This window comes from Yinghuangia sp. ASG 101 (genome assembly GCF_021165735.1).
Lineage (GTDB): Bacteria > Actinomycetota > Actinomycetes > Streptomycetales > Streptomycetaceae > Yinghuangia.
The window spans coordinates 3732731-3750398 of the sequence record NZ_CP088911.1 but is presented as its reverse complement, the minus strand read 5'-3'; the positions used below and the strand labels follow the sequence as shown (position 1 = coordinate 3750398).

Below are 17668 nucleotides of genomic sequence, written 5' to 3'. Positions count from 1 at the left end.
TAAAGCCCAGTTGACGCGCCGGACACCGGAGCGGTTTGTCCTGCCCCGCACGAGGATGTCAGCCCTGGTACCGGTACATCACGTCCACCGTATGCACACGGAAGCCCAAACGGGTGTAGACGCTGACCGCGGGAATGTTCTCCGCGTCGACATAAAGAAGGATTTCCGCGAGTGGGCCGCCGTCCACCTCCAGCTGCGCCAGATGGGTGAGCCCGACGGCGGTGAGCAGCCTACCGAGCCCGCCGCCCTGGACGTCGGGGTCCACGCCGACGACGTACACCTCGCCGAGTGCCCCCGCACCCGCGGTCGCCGGGTGGACCTTGGTCCAGTGGAACCCGACCAGCCGCCCGTCCGCGTCCTCCGCGAGGAAGAACCCCGCGGGGTCGAACCACGGCTCGGCGATCCGCTGCCGCAGGTCGTCGCGCGTCCACGCCCCCTGCTCCGGATGGTGCGCGAACGCCTTCGCGTTGAGCGCGAGCCACGCGTCGTCGTCCCGCCCGGGGACGAACGTGCGCACGGTGACTCCCGTCGGCGGCGGGGTCTCCCCGGCGGGCGGGCCGGACGGCCGCCGCATCTGCCACAGCTCGCGGATCGGACGGAACCCCGTCTTCTCCGCCAGGTGCTCGGCCGCGGGCGACTTCCCGTGCGCCCAGACCCGCACCCCTCGCGCCGGGTCCGCCGCCCGCGCCTCGTCGACCAGGGCCCGCACCAGAGCCCGCCCCAAACCGCGCCCGCGGGCGTCGGGCGCCACGAACAACTCCCCCGAGGGCCCTTCCTCGTCGTCCGACAGATCCAGGTGCCCGAACCCGACGACCCGCCGGTCCGCTCCGCGCGCCAGGAACTCCCGCACCCCGGAAGCCCCGTGCCGCAGTTGCAGCCACGACTGCTCCGACAGCGGCCCCACCCCGTCCACGCGCGCGGCCTCCTCGGCCAACTCCGCGACCACCGCCACGTCATCGGCCCCCACGCGGTCGACCCCGTCGACAAAGCCCTCGAAACCCTCGGCGTTCACCATGCGCCAACCGTAAGCCTCATGCGGGGAGTTCAACGATCCCGTCGCCCAACCGGGAAGATGGGGAACAAGCCCCAGCGGAGCCGGGGCGGCGGCCGGTAGCGTAGCGAGACCCGACCGGCGTTCCCCCTTCCACGAACAGGATCCCGCTCCCATGTCGTACGCGCCTCCGTCAGGCCCGCACGGCGGCATTCCCCACCAACAGCAGTGGGGGGCCGCGCCACCACCGCCGCGTCCTTACCGAGGACCGGCCGCGCCGAGGAAGCTGATGGTCGCGGTGGCGGGGGTGCTGATCGTCGTCGCGACCTTGTCCGCGATGGCGGTGACGGTGCTGTGGTGGGACAACGCGATCAAGCAGACGGGCTACACGGAGACCGACCTGTATGACGACCTGCCCCCGCCCCGGGGAATGGGCGCGGGGATTCCGCCCGTTCCCGGGCCCGCCGACATCCCCTCCGACGTACGGGTGAGTGACGCGTGACGAACCCGCCTCCTCCGTTCCGGGTCCCGGGCGACAACGAGCCCGACGACAACGGGCAGCAGCAGGGGCAGTACGGGCCGCCCCAGGGCGATCCGCAGGCGTTCACCCCTCCTTACGGCATGCCGGCGCCGCACAACCCCCAGCAGCCGCCGCCCGTGCAGCAGCAGGGCTGGTCCCCTCCGCAGGACCAGCAGTGGCAGCCTCCGCAGCAGGACCAGCAGTGGCAGCCCGGGCCGTCGGACCAGCAGCAGTGGCAGCCCCCGCCGCAGGGGCAGCGGTGGCAGCCCGGGCCCTCGGACCAGCAGCAGTGGCAGCCGCCCCAACAGGACCAGCAGTGGGCGCCCCCTCCGCCGGGACCGCAGCAGTTCGGGGCTCCCCCCGCGCCTCCGGGCGGGGAACAGCCGCCGTTCGTTCCGCCGCAGTCGTCGGCACCCCGGTCGAGCCCGGTGCCGCAGCAGTCCTTCGGGGAGCCGCAGTCCCAGCCGCAGTGGTCGAGCGGCGGAGGCGTCGCGACGCCCCCGGCGGCCTTCCCACCGGGCGGGTCCACCGGTTTCGACTCCGGCCCCGGCGGCATGCCACCCTCCGGCCCCGCTCTGGGCCACCGCTCGGGCCCGGGCCCCGGGCCCGGGGGCTTTCCGCCCCCCGGGCCGCCCCCGACGCCGTCCGCGCCGCCGGTCCGCCCGCAGGACAGGCACCTCGGCCCTCCCCGCGCCCACCGGCCGCCCGGGCACAAGCGCTCGGTGCTGCTGCCCGTCGCGCTCGCGGCGCTGCTCGTCGCGGGGGTGTCCATCCCCGCCGCGGCCAAGCAGGCGCAGAAGGAAGTCGGCGGCAGCAGCGCGGGCGATCCCCTGGCCAAGGCCGAGGTGATCTGGTCGATCCGCGAGGGCCGCGACGGGCCCGCGACGCCGGTCGCGAAGATCGGCGAGGAGAAGCTCAGCCGCACGGGGGTGTGGTACACCGACAAAACGGTGGTGATCGCGGAGGCGAGGCGGCTCGCCGCGTACAACCTGGACACCGGGGCGCAGGCCTGGGAATACACGTCGTCGGACGGCGAGTTCGTGTGCAACGTCGACGTCCAGAGCGACGCGAGGCAGGCGATCGTCGCCTTCGGCGGCGCGGACGACTGCTCGACCCTCGAAGGCATCGACATCGTCGCCGGGAAGAAGATGTGGTCGACTTCGGCCAAGGAGGAGAAGTCGGACTCCGGCGTCCCCGACCTCGGCGACTTCACGAAGTTCAACATGAGCAAGCCCATCGTCGTCTCCGGCGGTGTCGCGGTGTTCGACGACGTCGCGTACCAGACCTCGGACGGCAGGAAGCTGTGGTCCACGGAGTCGGCGCTGGGTGAGGACTGCTCCACCTTGAGCGGCGGCTACTCCGGCGGCGCCAAGCTCGTGGTCATGGCCTCGTGCGGCGGCGGCTTCGACAGCGATTCGACGGTCGCGGAACTCGATCCGATGACCGGGAAGGCGAAGTGGACGTTCGATGCCCCTTCGGGGAGCTTCAGCGACACCGTTTCGGTGGTGTCCACGGATCCTGTGATGATCATGAAGGCACCGCTGCTGGGCATGGGCGACGCCTCTCCGGAGATCACGGTCCTCGACGACCAGGGGCGCGAAGCCTTCAAGATCACCGATGGCTATCCCGTGGTGGCGCCCCGCGGCAGTGACGTCGCCACGGACACCGTCCCGGTCCTGGCGACGGACACGACCATTTTCGTGCCGGGCAGCGACAGGTCGGGGTCCTTCGGCGGCATTCTGGACGGCGCCAATCTGATCACCGCGTACGACCGGGCCACCGGCCGGAAGCTGTGGACGCAGAACATGGCCGTCGGATCCAAGATCTTCAAACTCAAGTCGCAGGGCTCGATTTTCCCGATCCGTGTCGAGGATTCCGGGGACCTCCTGGTCCTCGTCCAGGACGGCGGTGCGACGAGTCTGCGCCCGATGAGCCTGATTCGCGTCTCGGCCAAGGACGGTTCGATGACGAACCTCAAGGAACTCCCGAAGCGGGTCACGGTGGCCAAACTCGCGCTGATGCGCGGGGCGCTCGTCCACGAACAGGATGGCCGCGTCTATTTGACCGGCTATCCGGCCGGGAAAGACCCGGCTCTGGAAGACCTGCCCGTCAAGAACGTCCTGGGACAGGCGGTGCACTACGACATGTCCACCTACCGCGTGATCGCTATGCAGTAGGGCGTGCGGCGTTCGGCCGATGAATATGTGAGGGGTGCCACCACCGGGTGGCACCCCTCACACGTCTTTGCCGTTTGCTACGGACGGTTTCCGAACGGGCCGGTGCGGAAATTGATGCCGTTCCATTTGTTGATGCGCGCGATTTCCCACAGTGCCAGCACCGTGACGAGAGTGGCTCCCAGAATGCCGATCGCGGCCTTGACGTTGTCGGGCACGGTGTCCTGACTGTCGAACGCCCCGGAGAGCGGCACCATTTGGCCGCCCGCATGGAGCGCGATGTCGTTGAAGACCAGGGTCCACGCGAGCCAGATCGCGAGCATGGCCGGGAGCAGCGGGTGCCCGTCGATGGCCGCGAAGAGGTGCCGGGTGACCTGCCACAGGGCTCCGATCGCGAACAGCACCGTCCAGAGCAGCACGAACGCGGAGGCCCAGGAGAGGATCAGTTGCAACGCCGTCCCCTCGTCGTTGATCATGATCGTCTTGTGCCTGAGCCCCGCTCCCGCGTGCAGCCCCAGATAGGCACCGATGCCTCCCGCCGTCACGAGGGCGAAGAGGATGATCGTGCGGATCGGGTGGCGCAATTGGTGGATGGTCGCGGTGCGCGCGTGGGGAGCCGCGAACAAGGTCAGAAGCAGGCCGATCAGCACGATGCCGAGCGCGCACATCACCGGGGCGATGACGATCCGGTCGATCACCGCGCCGGCGATCTCCTGGCCGACGCTGACGGCACTGCTGATGGTGTGGAGGCTTTGAGTCGCGTGGTTGACGGAGGCGTCCAGTCCTGACGAGCCGCCCGACCCCGCGGTCGGTACCGCGGTCGGGAAATTGGTACCCAGACCCGTCGGAAGATTGGTGGGAAGCCCGGTGCCGTAGCCCGTGGGCAGGTTCGTCGGAAAATCGAAGCCCGTCGGCAAGCCTGTGGGCAGCCCCGTCGCCTGAGGCATCGGCAGGTTCGCCATCGCGTCGATCGACGGTGTGCCGGGCATTCCCAGGTTCGTCGGGACCGACGGCATGGACGGCACTGCCGGGTTGGTCGCGCCGCTTCCGGGCGAGGTGCCTTGATAGGGGTTTCTCGCGTTGTTCTCGTAGAAGACCCGCAGGAACACCCCGAACACCACCGTGAGTCCGAGCCAGGCCCGGACGCGGACCACCCGCTCCATGATCGGATCCGGCCGTCCGCAGCGGTACTTCGGCTTCAGCAGTTTGCTGGCGAGGAACATCGGCAGGACGGCCGCCGCGATGTTGCTCAGCCAGCGGCGTTCGGTTTCGGCGGGGGTTTCGCCGCGGGCGTTGCGCGGTGGTTCGGGGGTGGGGGTGGGCCGCTGTCCGAATCCAGGCGGTCCGCCCGGCGCGTAGGACTGCTGGTGCGCCATGGGATGAAGCCCCTCCCCGAGAAACCCGATGTGCCGAACAAGTTAGGGAGAGTAGCAATCCCGCCGTTCTGCGGGGTGGTTGAGAGGCCCCGCGCACAGCCATTGAGGGCCTTCCCTCGCCGGCTGTCGTCAGCAGCCGCAACTGCGGCGAACGACCAGGCGGGCCGGGAAGCTTCGGATGCGGACCTCGCCGGGGGCCGCCGGTTCGCGTTCCAGGGCGAGGTCGACGGCGGCCTGGGCCATCGCCGCCCGGTCGGTGGTCACCGTGGTCAGGGGGACCTCGGCGAAGGCGGCCTCGGCGATGTCGTCGAAGCCGACCACGACGAGGTCGTCGGGCACCTTGAGGCCGAGTTCGCGGGCCGCGCGCAGGACGCCTATCGCCTGGTCGTCGGTGGAGCAGAAGAGCGCGGACGGGCGGTCGCCGTCGGCGAGCAGGTCGCGGGCGACGGCGTACGCGCCGAAGCGGTTGAACGGCGCTCCGCGCACCAAGTCGCCCGTGGACAGGCCCGATTCGTCCATCGCGCGCCGCCAGCCGATGACGTGGTCGGTGACCGGGTCGCCGAGTTCCGGTGTCGAGGGCGGGCCGCCGAGGCAGTGGATGCGGTGCAGGCCGTGCGCCTCGATGAGGTGGCGGGTGGCAAGGTACGCGCCCTCGACGTCGTCGAGGACGACGGCGTCGCCGCTGAGCGCGTTGGGTTGACGGTGCATCAGCACGACGCGGACGTCCCGTGCGGCTATCTCCTGCGCGGCGCGCTCCGACGGGCCCTGGCTCACCAGCACGAGGCCCGAGACCTGCATGCCCAAGAACGCACGTACGTAGTGCAGTTCGCGGTCGTCGTCGTAGTCGGAGTTGCCGATCAGAACCAGACGGCCCTTGTCGAACGCGGCCTTCTCGACGGTGTGCGCGAGCTCGGCGAAGAACGGCTGCCGCGCGTCGGGCAGGACCAGGCCGATCAGATTCGTGCGGCGGCTCGCCATGGCCTGCGCGACGCTGTCCGGCCGGTAGCCGAGTTGCTCTATCGCCGCGAGCACGCGCTCGCGAGTGGCCGGTGCGACGGGCCTCGGGCCGTTGTTCACCACGTAACTGACCACGGCGGTCGACGTTCCGGCGAGGCGGGCTACGTCGTCACGGGTCACCTTGGGCACGCGGCCATTGTAGGGACGCCGCACCCCGCCGATGGCGCGGAGTCTCGGTCGTCCCGAAATCCGTCGGCGCAAGCGGTCCGGAACGAGGCCACGGTGCGTACGAATCCGTGACGAAACCCAACAAAGCGGATCCAGGGCGGTTCGGGAACGGCCTCGGACCGGTCGGAAACCGTCGCTACGAGGCCTGTTCGGAAACCGGATCCGACACCGGAAGCGCGTTCGCCCGGGCCTCCGCGTCCGCCCCCCGGTCCGGCACGACGAAGCGGTAGCCCACGTTGCGCACCGTGCCGATCAGCGACTCGTGCTCGGGGCCGAGCTTCGCGCGCAGGCGGCGGACGTGCACGTCGACCGTCCGCGTACCGCCGAAGTAGTCGTAGCCCCAGACCTCTTGCAGCAGCTGCGCGCGCGTGAAGACCCGGCCCGGGTGCTGCGCGAGGTATTTGAGGAGCTCGAACTCCTTGAACGTCAGGTCGAGCACCCGGCCGCGCAGCTTCGCGCTGTAGGTGGCCTCGTCGATCGTCAGGTCGCCGTTGCGGATCTCGGTCGGCTCGTCCTCCGCGCCCTGCGCGGCCTGGAGGCGGCCGATCGCCAGCCGCAGCCGCGCCTCGACCTCGGCGGGCCCGGCGGTGTCGAGCAGGACGTCGTCGACCCCCCAGTCGGCGGTGAGCGCGGCCAGGCCGCCCTCGGTGGTGACCAGGATCAGCGGGCAGCCGACGCCGGTGGTCCGCAGCACCCTGCACAGGCTGCGCACCTGCGGCAGGTCGCGACGGCCGTCCACCAGGATCACGTCGGCGGGCGGCGCGTCCACCAGCGCCGACGCCTCCGCGGGGGAGACGCGGACCTGGTGCAGCAGCAGACCGAGCGCGGGCAGCACTTCGGCCGACGGCTGGAGCGCGTTCGTGAGCAGCAGCAGGGCACTCAACTGGGCTCCCCTCGCCCGGTGCGGACGATCGAGTCCGCACCTGTCCGATGGCAGGTATGTGCGCGCGTCGACGACGTTGTGGGTCTCGGTCCGCCTCGCATGTCACCTCCACGAAAACACGAAAGGACCCGGGGCGTCGTCGCCCGGATCCTCATGCCGAGTCTTTGGGTGTGGTGGCAGCTGGTCCGGAGACAACAGGTCGGCACCTTCCAGCCCGGCCGGGGCACCGGCCGTTTCCACACCAGTGGACTCGCGAGTCAGGATAGCCGACATGTCACGCCTTTCCGATGGAGACGTCGACCGTCCCGCATCCCGGACGCGTCCGGTCGACGGAACGCACCCGTCCGGTCACCATGAGCTGATCAGTGCGGACGGGGTGCGTCTCAGCGCTGTCCACCACGAGGCGGTACGCCGTTCGGAGGGCACTCGCGACCTGGTCTTCGTCGTCGCACACGGGTTCACCGGGTCGTGGCGCCGGCCCAAGGTGGCCGCGGTGATGGCGACGCTGCGCGGCCTCGGCGGCGTCATCGGGTTCGACTTCCGGGGCCACGGGGCCTCGCGGGGCCGGAGCACGGTCGGCAACCTGGAGGTCCTGGACCTCGACGCGGCCGTGGCGTGGGCCCGTGCGCTGGGATACCGGCGTGTCGCGACGATCGGCTTCTCGATGGGCGGCTCGGTCGCCGTGCGGCACGCGGCGTTGTACGGGGGCGTGGACGCGGTGGTCTCGGTCAGCTCCCCCGCGCGCTGGTACTACCGGGGCACACCGCCCATGCGCCGGCTGCATCTCGCGATCGAACACACGCTCGGCCGCCTGGTGGCCCGCGCGGTGCTGCGGACGCGCGTCTCGCCGGTCGACTGGAACCCGATCCCCGAGGCACCCCGGGACCTGGCCGGCCGTATCGCGCCGGTGCCGCTGCTCGTGGTGCACGGCGACCGCGACGCCTACTTCCCGGTCGACCACGCCCAGGAGATCTTCGACGCCGCGAACGACCCCAAGGAGCTGTGGATCGAGCCGGGCCTCGGGCACGCGGAGAACGCCGTCGCACCCGAACTCGTCGCGCGCATCGGCGTGTGGGCGCGCGACAGCGTCCGGTAGCGGGCCCGGCGGACGCGGTGCCCGGCGACCGGGATGATGGGGCACTCTGGTTCCCGCCGCGACGTTGTGCGGTGGGCGAGGCGCGGTTGAGTCCGGAACGGAAGTGGGCGTGATGGCGGTCGGCACGATGCGGTATTGGGCCGCGGCCAAGGAGGCGGCCGGGACGGCCGAGGAGGCGTACGACGCGGAGACGCTGGCCGACGCGGTGCGGGCGGCCCGCGAACGGCACGCGGACACCCCGCGGTTCCTGCGCGTGGTGGCGAACTGCTCGTTCGTCGTGGACGGCACCCCGGTCGGCAAACGCGACCACGGCACGGTGCCGCTGACCGAGGGCGGCACCGTCGAGGTCCTGCCGCCCTTCGCCGGCGGATGAGCGGCACGCCCCCGGAGCGGCAGGGGCACCACGAGCGGTACGGGGGATGGGACCCGCACGGCGCGGAGACCGCGGTCCCGGAGGCGTACGCCCCGGAGGGCTACACCGACGGACCCGCCGAATTCGCCTACGGGGTACCGCAGCAGCACGTGCCGCGCCAGTACGACCCGGAGTACGCGCCGCAGCCGTACGACCACGGCGTTCCGCAGGCCGTGGGCATCCCCGCGCAGTACACGGGCGACGCGTTCGCGCCCGCCGGGCATCCGCACGACGGCGGCGTCCCGGCCCCGTATGAGACGGACTTCGGGGACGGCGTCGCGGCCGACGACCCCCGCGACACGTACGGCTCGTATGGCGCCCACATCGTCGACGACCCCGAAAGCGCCCACGTCACGGGCGACTTCGACCACCACGACGACGCGCCTTTCGGGCAGGCCGCCTTCGCGGCGGGCCACACGGCACGGCTGACCCCGGTCCTCCCGCACGTCGTCGCGTCCGAGGTCGACTTCGCGCCCGCCCGCACGGTGCCCGCGGCCTCCGAGCCGGTGAGCCTGCGCGACCGGGTGCCCATCTGGCATCCGCCCGGCATCGTCCCCGCCTTCCTCACCGCCGGTTTCGCGGTCGTGCTCGCGGGCGGCGCGCTCGCGGGCGGTGCGGCGTCGGTCGGGAGCGTCGTGCTCCTGCAAGTGTTCACGGCCGCCGGGTGGTTCCGGCTGCACGGCATGTGGCCGGCCCGGCAGGGGATCCTGCTCGCGGTGGTGGCCGCGTTCGTCGCCGACGCGGCGGTGCTCGTCGCCGACGACCACGCGCTCCGGGTGCTGCCCGGGGTCATGGCGGGCGTCGTGGGCGTGGTCCTGCTGCAGCAACTCGCCCGGCGCGACGGCCGACCCGAGCTGATGCCCGCGCTCACGGTGACCCTGTCGGCGGCGACGCTCGCGGTGCTGGACGTCCTGTTCGTGCTGGCGGCGCGTGTCGACGGCCCGGGCGTCCGCGACGGCGCGGTGGTCGCCGCCGGCGTCGCCGCGGTCGCCGCGGCCGTGGTGTGCGCGGCCCTTCCGCTGCCCGGACCGGTCGGTGCGGTCCTCGGCCTGGCCGCCGCGGCGGGCGCGGGTGCGGTGGTCGGCTCGGCGACCGATCTCGGCTCCGCGGCGGTGCTCGGTGCCGGGGCCGGTCTGCTGGGCCTGCTGGGGCGCCGCCTCGCGGGATACGACCACCCGTCCCGGTTCGTCCATATGACGGCGGGGGTCGCGTTGCCCTTGGCGCTCGCGGCACCCGCGGTCTACCTGCTGGGCCGTATGGCGATCGGGTAACTTCAGTGACGGTCGGGCGAAGATCACGGGAGGATTCCGGCATGCCGTGGAAACGCCGCCGGGCCGGTTCCGGGGGACGCGATGAACCGCAGCACCCCCGTGCCCGTGAAGGTCATGTGACCGGCGAATCGGGCGTTGCGGGCGTGCTGCCGACGGTGGTCCCGTCCCCCGCGGGGGCCGAGGCGCCGTCGCCGGCCTCGGCGCCGCCCCGGCCGCACGTGCCACCCGCCCGCTCGGCACCGGCCGGGACACCGGCGGCGGAGTTGCCCACGGCGGACGAAGCGGTCATCCGCGCGCTCTACCTGGAGCACGCGGGCCCGCTCCTCGGCTATACGCTCCGACTCACGTCCGGTGACCGTCTCTGGGCCGAGGACGTCGTCCAGGAGACGCTGCTGCGGGCCTGGCGCAATCCGGACGCCCTCGATCCGTCGCGCGGGCCGGTCCGCGGGTGGTTGTGCACCGTCGCGCGCAACCTCGTCATCGACGGGGGCCGCGCCCGGCGGGCCCGGCCGCCCGAGACCGGCGACGCGCCGCTGCTCGCGGTCGCCGACGAGCGGGCGGAAGACGAGTTCGACCGGGCGCTGTTGTCGTGGGAAGTGGCCGAGGCGCTGGGGGCGTTGACCCCCGAGCACCGGGCGGTCCTGTTGGAGACGTACTACCGGGGGCGCTCGGTCGCGGAGGCGGCCAAGGTGCTCGGGGTGCCGGAGGGCACCGTGAAATCGAGGACGTACTACGCGCTGCGCGCTCTGCGCGTCGCCTTGGAGGAGCGGGGGTTGGTGCCGTGACCGGTGTCAACGGGCCCGGCGTGCCCGACGACCCGCGCCCTGCCGCCGGTACGCCCGATGCCGAAGGCGAGCCGTACGCGTTCCCCCGGCCGACCGCTTCCGAGGCCGGCGAACGAGGCTTCCGCACCGGCGCCGACGCCCCGCGCGCCGACGAACAGCCGGGCGGCTGGGTGCCGTTCGCGCCGTCCGCCGCGGAGGACCCGACGGACCCGGAAGGCGCGGCGGACGCGGCGGAAGCCGCGCCCCCGGCCGGCCCCGACCGCCGTGCGGCCGAGCCGGCCCCGGCCCGCCCCGCGTATCCCGCGCCGTTGGCGCGGGCGGCAGACCGCACCGACCCGGCGGACCCGGAGCGTCCGCCCCATCCCGCGTCCCCGGCACGGGCGGTGGAACCGGAGCGTCCGACGCACCCGGCCGCTCCCTGGCGCCCGGCGGATCACGCCGACCGGCCGGACCCGGCCCGGCCCGCCCACCCCGCGCCCCCGGCCGAGGCCGAGGCCGCCGCCGACCCGGGCCGTGTGCCTCCGCGCCCCCGCCAGGCCCCGCCCGCGCCGGAGGCGACCGCGTCGCCGACCCCCGCCGCACCTCCCGAGCCGCGGCCCGAACCCCCGGTGCCGGTCCGGGACGCGGAGGATGACGAGGATCCCGGCAGGCAGGTCTGCGAAGCCCTGCGCCTCGATCTCGGCGCCTACGTCCTCGGCGCGCTCGACGAGACCGAGACGCACTGGATCCGCTCGCACGTCGCGACGTGCCCCGAGTGCCGCGCCGAGTACGACGAACTCGCGGAGCTGCCGCCGTTCCTGGCGCGGCTGACCCCGGCCGAGGCGGAGGCGAGCGGTGTCGCGCGGGAGGAGCGGCCCGAGAACCTGTTCGCCGCCGCGGCGGAGCGCGTCCGCCGGGACCGGCGGACGCGGACGACCGTGCTCGCCTCCGCGGCGGCGTTCGCCGTGCTCGTGGGCACCTTCGGCTGGGTGATGGGCACGCAGGACGACAGCACGCCGTCGGCCCGCCCCACCGCCTCCGCGCCGCCCGCCTCGCCGACCGCGACCGCCCCGCCGCCCCCGCCGCCCGCCGACCAGCGCACGGCGACGGCCGCCGGCGCGTCCGGCGCCGAGATGTCGCTCGTCTACCGCGCGGTGGCCTGGGGGACCGCGATAGACCTCCAGCTCGCCGGGATCCCCGGCGGGACGCGCTGTCAGTTGGACGTGTACGGCACCCGGGGCCGGCAGGAGACCGCGTCGTCGTGGGTGGTGCCGAAGGACGGCTACCAGAAGCCGGGGTCGGTGCACGTGCCGGGCGGGACGAGCATTCCGCCGGACGAGATCACGCGCTTCGTCGTGTCGACCGTGGGGGACGAGAACGAATTGCTCGTCGCCAAAACGGTCGAAAACGCGACAACAGCCCCGTGATGGATCATCGAATCTCATCATTCGGGCATTTGCGTCTCGAAATATGACACGGGCATGACATCTCCGGTCATACGTCCCTACGATCGACAACGTGAAGCGACAGGCAGACCTCACCAAGCGGCGCGCAGTCGATCTGTGCCGCACCGCGACCTGCCTGTGTTGCCGGCGCTGACGCGCGTCCGGGCACACAGGTCGGCGTGACAGACGACCTTGACCGTGTGATCGGCGAGCGGCCCGTACCGCCGCGTCCGCCCGCGGACCCGCACACCGTGCGGCGCGGGCGGGACGCGCACGAGGCCGCCGCGCCCCTCGGACCGACCGCCTCGACCGTTCCGGAGACCGCCCCGACGGCGTCTCCTCCTCCGGCCGACGGCCGCAGCGCGTCGCCGCAGCGCTCACCCCGAGACTTTTCTGCCCGTGCAGTGCCCATTTCCGTGGCTCTGCCGCCCGGTGCGGCGTGCCCACAATCCGGAGGTAATGACCCCATGAGCCGTTCCGACGTCCTGGTAGACGCCGCCTGGGTCGAGGCGCACCTCGACGACCCGAAGGTGGTCCTGGTCGAGGTCGACGAGGACACCGCCGCGTACGAGAAGAACCACATCCGCGGCGCGGTCCGCATCGACTGGCGCAAGGACCTTCAGGACCCGGTCAAGCGCGACTTCGTGGACCAGGAGGCGTTCAACGCGCTGCTCTCGGCGAAGGGCATCTCCAACGACGACACGGTCGTGCTGTACGGCGGCAACAACAACTGGTTCGCGTCGTACGCGTACTGGTACTTCAAGCTCTACGGCCACGGCGACGTCAAGCTGCTCGACGGCGGTCGCAAGAAGTGGGAGCTGGAGTCCCGCGAGCTGGTCGTCGACGTGAAGGAGCGCCCCGCGACCACCTACGTCGCCAAGGAGCAGGACAAGTCGATCCGCGCCTGGCGCGACGACGTCCTCGCGGCGATCGGCACCACCAACCTGGTCGACGTCCGCTCGCCCGACGAGTTCTCCGGCAAGCTGCTGGCCCCCGCGCACCTGCCGCAGGAGCAGTCGCAGAAGGCCGGCCACGTGCCGACCGCCAAGAACATCCCGTGGTCGAAGGCCGCGAACGACGACGGCACCTTCAAGTCCGACGAGGAGCTGAAGGCCCTCTACGAGGCCGAGGGCGTCGACCTGTCGAAGGACACCATCGCGTACTGCCGTATCGGCGAGCGTTCGGCGCACACCTGGTTCGTCCTGCACGAGCTGCTGGACCAGGCGAACGTCCGCAACTACGACGGTTCGTGGACCGAGTACGGCGCGCTTGTCGGCGTGCCGATCGAGCTGGGTTCCGGCAAGTAAGCGCTGAAGCGCGGCAGGCAAGGAGAGACATATGTGCGGCGCGAAGGCCGGCGGGCCGGATCTGGCAGGAGTGGACGTGGCGAACGAGACGATCATCCAGGGTTCCGTGACCAAGGGCGGGCAGCCGATCAGCGGCTATGTCCGGCTCCTGGACTCGGGCGGCGACTTCACCGCGGAGGTGCCCACCTCGGCGACCGGGCAGTTCCGGTTCTTCGCCGCACCGGGCACCTGGACCGTCCGGGCCCTCGTCCCGGGCGCGACGGTGGACCGCGCGATCGTCGCCGAAAAGGGCGGCGTGGCCGAGGTCGAGATCGCGGTCTGACCACGGTCGTCGGCGGTGCGGGCCTCCTTCGGACGTACACCAACGGTGCCTGATACCGCGTGACCGACACGACATGGGCGGTGTTCCTCCCCGAAAGGGTGAGGGACGCCGCCCTTGTCCGTGTAGCGTGTCGCATGCCGGGCAAGATCGCGCGGGAAGTGCGCTGATCCGTTCGCGCGCAGAAACGTTTTGTGGTCGGGGGCACGAGCGCGGGGCCGGGGCGGCGTCCGCAGAGGGGGAGGCGAGGCGCGGATGGCGTGGGTGCTCGTCGTCATCGCGGGTTGCCTGGAGACCGGCTTCGCGCTGCTGCTCAAGGCCAGCGACGGTTTCACGAAGCTGTGGCCGACGATCGGCTTCGCGATCTGCGCGATCAGCAGCTTCGGGTTGCTGACGCTGTCCCTCAAGACCCTCGACGTGGGCCCCGCCTACGCGGTGTGGACCGGCATCGGCGCGGCCGGCACCGCGATCATGGGCATCTGGCTGTACGGCGAATCGTCGTCCGTCCTCAAGCTCATCTCGATCGCGCTGATCCTCGCGGGCGTCGTGGGCCTGAACCTCTCCGGCATCAGCCACTGACCCTCGCGCCCGCGCCGACGTACGGTGGGGGTGTGCGCAGGCGACGCAGGCTCTATTTCCTGCTCATGGGCACGTGTGTGACCTTGTTCGTGCTCGCGTGGGCGGTGGTCCGCTATGTCTCGGTGGACGCGGCCGTCGCGATGAGTGTCGTGGCCATGGTCATCCCGCCGATCGCGGTGATCGTCGCGAACCGCCGCGCGCCGGGGGAGAAGTGGTTCGACGAATAGGCCCGCGCCCCAAGCGCGTTGGTCCGCGCGTCCTCAGTAGACGAGCGCCTGCGTGCCCTCGCCCAGGGCCTCCTGCACGAACACCTGCGCTCCCGCGATGCGTACGCCCGGGATCACGTCGTCGCCGGTGATCTCCCGCCGGGCCGCGCACTGCGTGCACAGAGTGACCCGGCCGCCCGCGAGCACCGCGTCCAGCAGGTCGGTCAGCGGGGCCGCCTCCGGCAGCGCGAACTCCGCGGCGCGGCCGGGAAGCGCGAACCACGCCGACTCCCCGGTCAGCCACAAGGACACGTCGACGCCGTTGGCGACCGCGACGGCCGCGACCGTGAACGCCTGCGAGCAGCGTTCCGGGGCGTCGACGCCCGCCGTCACCTTCACCACGAGAGAGCGCTTCATCCGGCCCACGGTAGTGCGCCGCGCGGAGGCGGTGTCGTGCGCCACCCTGCCGCCCTGCGGCTCCCGCCCCGGTCGTACACTGTTCGGGATTTGGCCCGGATCGCGGAACGCGCGGCATTCGCACGAGGAGCACCAAGGTGCACGTCTTCTTCATCACGCTGCTGGTCGTGGTCGGCATCATGGTCGCCTGGTTCGCCGCCCTGAGCGTCGCGAAGCTCTACAAGGGCCAGAGCTGACACCCGCGAACCGCTAGGCTCGGGGCCGCCCGAATTCCCCGTACCAGGCCGGATGACATGATCGAAATTCCGGACGACATGCACCCCGACGTCGTCCCGTTGGCGTTCCTGCTCGGCACGTGGGAGGGCGTCGGCGTCGGCGACTACCCGACGATCGAGGCCTTCCGCTTCGGCCAGCAGGTCACCTTCACGCAGGACGGCCGCCCGTTCCTGGCCTATACGTCGCGTACGTGGCTGCTGGACGACGAGGGCAACCGCGTGCGTCCGCTCGCGACCGAGACCGGGTACTGGAAGTCGCGGCTCGACGGCAGCGTCGAGGTGACGCTCGCGCACCCGACCGGCATCGTCGAGATCTGGCTCGGCGAGACGAACAACGGCCGTGTGGAGATGCGCACCGACGTCGTCGCGCGGACCGTCGACGCCAAGGAGTACACCGCCGGGCACCGGCTCTACGGCCTGGTCAAGGGCGAGTTGATGTACGCGTACGACATGGCCGCGATGGGGCACCCCCTCCAGGCACACGTGTCCGCGCAGCTCAAGCCGGTCGCGAAGGACCTCGCCGCGGAGTAGCCGGGGCCGCGAACGCGCCGGTCCCCGCGGTCAGTTCGCCGGCAGCGTCTCGGCGTACGGGTAGCTGCGGGCGTAGACGTCCATCGTGTCGGCCCGCAGGTTCTCCCACAGGAACGCGGACTGCTCCGGCGCGAGGACGACCGCGTCCTGGCCGTCGACGGTGCGGAACCCGGAGACCGGCGCGGTCATGAACCGCACATCGTCGCCGCGCAGATTGCGCAGGCCCCACACGAGGTCGCGCAGGTCGGCGTTGGAGAGCCGGTCGTCGACGCTGATCGCCCCCGTGAGCGCGTCGAGCAGGTGCGGCAGGTCGAGCGGGTCGTCGAGCAGCCCTCCGCCGAGCAGCTTCTCGAACACCGCGCGCATGAACGTGTGCTGGCGCTCGACGCGGTCGAGGTCGCCGCGCGGGAGGCCCTTGCGCTCGCGGACGTACTCCAGTGCCTCGGTTCCGTTCATGTGGTGCCTCCCGGCGGTCCACGCGCGGTTGTCCGCACCCGCCGGGACATCCGCGTCGACGACGATGTCGACGCCGCCGAGCGCGTCGGTCAGCCGTTTGAAGCCCTCCCAGTCGATCGCCGCGAAGTGGTCGGCGCGTATGTCGGTCAGCCGCTGCAGGGTGTCGATCAGCAGCGGCGGGCCACCCCACGAGAACGCGGCGTTGACCTTGGCCTCGCCCCGGCCCGGGACGGGGACCCACGCGTCGCGCGGTATCGACACGATGTACGCCTGCCGCCGGTCGGCGGACAGGTGCAGCAGCATCGTCGCGTCGCTGCGCTGCATGCCCTCCTGCCACAGCGGGCCCTTCGCGTCCCGTCCGGTGGTCGGCATGTCGGACCGCGCGTCCAGGCCCACCAGCACGAAGTTGGTGCCTTTGCCGCGCGGCGGCTGCTGGGCGACGGGGATGTCCGGGAACGCGTTCTGGATGCGGTCGACCTTGCCGGCGTAGTGGTCGACGAACCACCACACGCCGACGGCCGCGAGCAGGACCATCGAGAGCAGCATCGCCACCATCGACACCAGGGCGGCCCGGATGCGCCGCCGCCGGCGCCGTTGCCGCGATCCCGGCGGGGCCGCGGTCTCCTCCTCCGGGCCGTCGGGCGACTCCGCGGCGCCGTCGCCGTCCGGGGCGGGGTCGCCGTCCGGGGCGGGGCCGCCGCCGTCCGGGGCGGGGTCGCCGTCCGGGGCGAGGCCGCCGCCGTCCGGGGCCGCGCCCGTGTCGTCGGCCGCCGGGGGGTCCGGGCGGCTGCCGTCCCGGACGTCCTCGTCGTCGATGTGCGGGTCCGGGGCCGCCACGCGCTCGCGCCCGGCGCCTTCCGCGTCGCCCCCGCCGCCCGTGCCGTCCGATGCGTCCCCCACCCGGGACTCTTCGTCGCCCACGAGGGGCATTCTGTCCCGGCGGAACGCCTCGCACGCCGGAAGATACCGAAGCGTGAGCGGCCTAGAATTGGCCGGTGGACACCGACTGGAAGCGCGAGCTGCGTGACAAGGGGTACCGGCTGACGCCGCAGCGCCAATTGGTGTTGGAGGCGGTCACCAAGCTGGGGCACGCGACGCCGGACGAGATTCTGACCGAGATCCGCAAGACGGCCGACGGCGTCAACATCTCGACGGTGTACCGCACGCTCGAACTGCTCGAACAACTGGAGCTGGTCAAACACGCCCACCTCGGGCACGGCTCGCCGACGTACCATCCGGCCGGGCGCGGCGAACACCTGCACCTGGTGTGCCGCGACTGCGACGCGGTCACCGAGGTCGAGGTCGCGGTCGCGGAGCCGCTGGCCCGCACCGTCGAGGCGCGGTTCGGCTTCGACATCGACCTGCACCACTTCGCGATCTTCGGGCGCTGCGACGCGTGCACGGCCGCGCGGGCCGCCGAGGCCGCAGGCTCGCCGTCGTCGTCCGCGCGGGGTACGTAGG

19 protein-coding genes and 1 pseudogene are annotated in these 17668 nt (G+C 72.0%); 14 read left to right on the top strand and 6 right to left on the bottom strand.

Annotation, left to right across the window (positions count from 1 at the left end; all coding sequences use genetic code 11):
• Positions 1 to 58 precede the first annotated feature (58 nt).
• Entirely contained in the window at positions 59 to 1015 is a 957-nt protein-coding gene (gene mshD, locus LO772_RS15905; RefSeq protein WP_231779061.1) for a mycothiol synthase, read from the bottom strand.
• A 151-nt stretch (positions 1016 to 1166) separates the two neighbouring features.
• Here mshD and LO772_RS15900 point away from each other — a divergent pair, with 151 nt between their 5' ends.
• Entirely contained in the window at positions 1167 to 1493 is a 327-nt protein-coding gene (locus LO772_RS15900; RefSeq protein ID WP_231779060.1) for a hypothetical protein, read from the top strand.
• Complete coding sequence (locus LO772_RS15895) at positions 1490 to 3688, top strand: outer membrane protein assembly factor BamB family protein (protein WP_231779059.1); 2199 nt, start codon at positions 1490 to 1492, stop codon at positions 3686 to 3688. Before LO772_RS15900 ends, LO772_RS15895 begins: the two co-directional genes overlap by 4 nt.
• Positions 3689 to 3765: 77 nt before the next feature.
• Here the strand turns inward: LO772_RS15895 and LO772_RS15890 are convergent, their stop codons facing one another.
• From LO772_RS15890 to LO772_RS15880, 3 genes are all read right to left on the bottom strand, one after another.
• Positions 3766 to 4908 carry a PT domain-containing protein gene (locus tag LO772_RS15890; RefSeq protein WP_231779058.1) on the bottom strand — a complete coding sequence of 381 codons (1143 nt, stop codon included), beginning with the start codon at positions 4906 to 4908 and terminating at the stop codon, positions 3766 to 3768.
• 282 nt (positions 4909 to 5190) lie between these two features.
• Positions 5191 to 6207, bottom strand: coding sequence for a LacI family DNA-binding transcriptional regulator (locus LO772_RS15885; protein WP_231779057.1), 1017 nt, complete (start codon positions 6205 to 6207; stop codon positions 5191 to 5193).
• 175 nt (positions 6208 to 6382) lie between these two features.
• The gene (locus LO772_RS15880; RefSeq protein ID WP_231779056.1) at positions 6383 to 7129 is read right to left on the bottom strand and encodes a response regulator transcription factor; all 747 of its coding nucleotides are present in this window, start codon (positions 7127 to 7129) and stop codon (positions 6383 to 6385) included.
• Positions 7130 to 7400: 271 nt separating this feature from the next.
• Here LO772_RS15880 and LO772_RS15875 point away from each other — a divergent pair, with 271 nt between their 5' ends.
• From LO772_RS15875 to LO772_RS15835, 10 genes and pseudogenes are all read left to right on the top strand, one after another.
• Complete coding sequence (locus LO772_RS15875) at positions 7401 to 8225, top strand: alpha/beta hydrolase (protein WP_231779055.1); 825 nt, start codon at positions 7401 to 7403, stop codon at positions 8223 to 8225.
• A gap of 112 nt (positions 8226 to 8337) precedes the next feature.
• Positions 8338 to 8598, top strand: coding sequence for a MoaD/ThiS family protein (locus tag LO772_RS15870; protein ID WP_231779054.1), 261 nt, complete (start codon positions 8338 to 8340; stop codon positions 8596 to 8598).
• The gene (locus LO772_RS15865) at positions 8595 to 9908 is read left to right on the top strand and encodes a hypothetical protein (protein WP_231779053.1); all 1314 of its coding nucleotides are present in this window, start codon (positions 8595 to 8597) and stop codon (positions 9906 to 9908) included. The genes LO772_RS15870 and LO772_RS15865 overlap by 4 nt, the downstream gene beginning before the upstream one ends.
• A gap of 218 nt (positions 9909 to 10126) precedes the next feature.
• On the top strand, positions 10127 to 10693 hold the full coding sequence (locus tag LO772_RS15860; RefSeq protein ID WP_269453237.1) for a sigma-70 family RNA polymerase sigma factor: 567 nt from the start codon (positions 10127 to 10129) through the stop codon (positions 10691 to 10693).
• Positions 10690 to 12099 (top strand): anti-sigma factor, encoded by a 1410-nt coding sequence (locus LO772_RS15855; protein ID WP_231779052.1) that lies wholly within the window; start codon positions 10690 to 10692, stop codon positions 12097 to 12099. Before LO772_RS15860 ends, LO772_RS15855 begins: the two co-directional genes overlap by 4 nt.
• Positions 12100 to 12190: 91 nt before the next feature.
• Positions 12191 to 12271 carry a putative leader peptide gene (locus tag LO772_RS36345; RefSeq protein ID WP_436786756.1) on the top strand — a complete coding sequence of 27 codons (81 nt, stop codon included), beginning with the start codon at positions 12191 to 12193 and terminating at the stop codon, positions 12269 to 12271.
• Positions 12272 to 12584: 313 nt separating this feature from the next.
• On the top strand, positions 12585 to 13424 hold the full coding sequence (locus LO772_RS15850; protein ID WP_231779051.1) for a sulfurtransferase: 840 nt from the start codon (positions 12585 to 12587) through the stop codon (positions 13422 to 13424).
• Positions 13425 to 13455: 31 nt separating this feature from the next.
• Positions 13456 to 13746, top strand: a complete 291-nt coding sequence (locus LO772_RS15845) for a DUF1416 domain-containing protein (protein WP_231779050.1) — start codon at positions 13456 to 13458, stop codon at positions 13744 to 13746.
• A 252-nt stretch (positions 13747 to 13998) separates the two neighbouring features.
• On the top strand, positions 13999 to 14322 hold the full coding sequence (locus LO772_RS15840) for a DMT family transporter (RefSeq protein WP_231779049.1): 324 nt from the start codon (positions 13999 to 14001) through the stop codon (positions 14320 to 14322).
• 32 nt (positions 14323 to 14354) lie between these two features.
• A pseudogene (locus tag LO772_RS15835) lies at positions 14355 to 14546 on the top strand (DUF3099 domain-containing protein); the annotation flags it as partial.
• Positions 14547 to 14582: 36 nt separating this feature from the next.
• Here the strand turns inward: LO772_RS15835 and LO772_RS15830 are convergent.
• The gene (locus tag LO772_RS15830; protein WP_231779048.1) at positions 14583 to 14945 is read right to left on the bottom strand and encodes a DsrE family protein; all 363 of its coding nucleotides are present in this window, start codon (positions 14943 to 14945) and stop codon (positions 14583 to 14585) included.
• A 293-nt stretch (positions 14946 to 15238) separates the two neighbouring features.
• Here LO772_RS15830 and LO772_RS15825 point away from each other — a divergent pair, with 293 nt between their 5' ends.
• On the top strand, positions 15239 to 15751 hold the full coding sequence (locus tag LO772_RS15825) for an FABP family protein (protein WP_231779047.1): 513 nt from the start codon (positions 15239 to 15241) through the stop codon (positions 15749 to 15751).
• 30 nt (positions 15752 to 15781) lie between these two features.
• Here the strand turns inward: LO772_RS15825 and LO772_RS35820 are convergent, their stop codons facing one another.
• Positions 15782 to 17128 carry an LCP family protein gene (locus LO772_RS35820; protein ID WP_269453216.1) on the bottom strand — a complete coding sequence of 449 codons (1347 nt, stop codon included), beginning with the start codon at positions 17126 to 17128 and terminating at the stop codon, positions 15782 to 15784.
• A gap of 74 nt (positions 17129 to 17202) precedes the next feature.
• Here LO772_RS35820 and LO772_RS15815 point away from each other — a divergent pair, with 74 nt between their 5' ends.
• Complete coding sequence (locus LO772_RS15815; protein ID WP_231779046.1) at positions 17203 to 17667, top strand: Fur family transcriptional regulator; 465 nt, start codon at positions 17203 to 17205, stop codon at positions 17665 to 17667.
• The last annotated feature ends 1 nt before the right edge of the window (position 17668 follow it).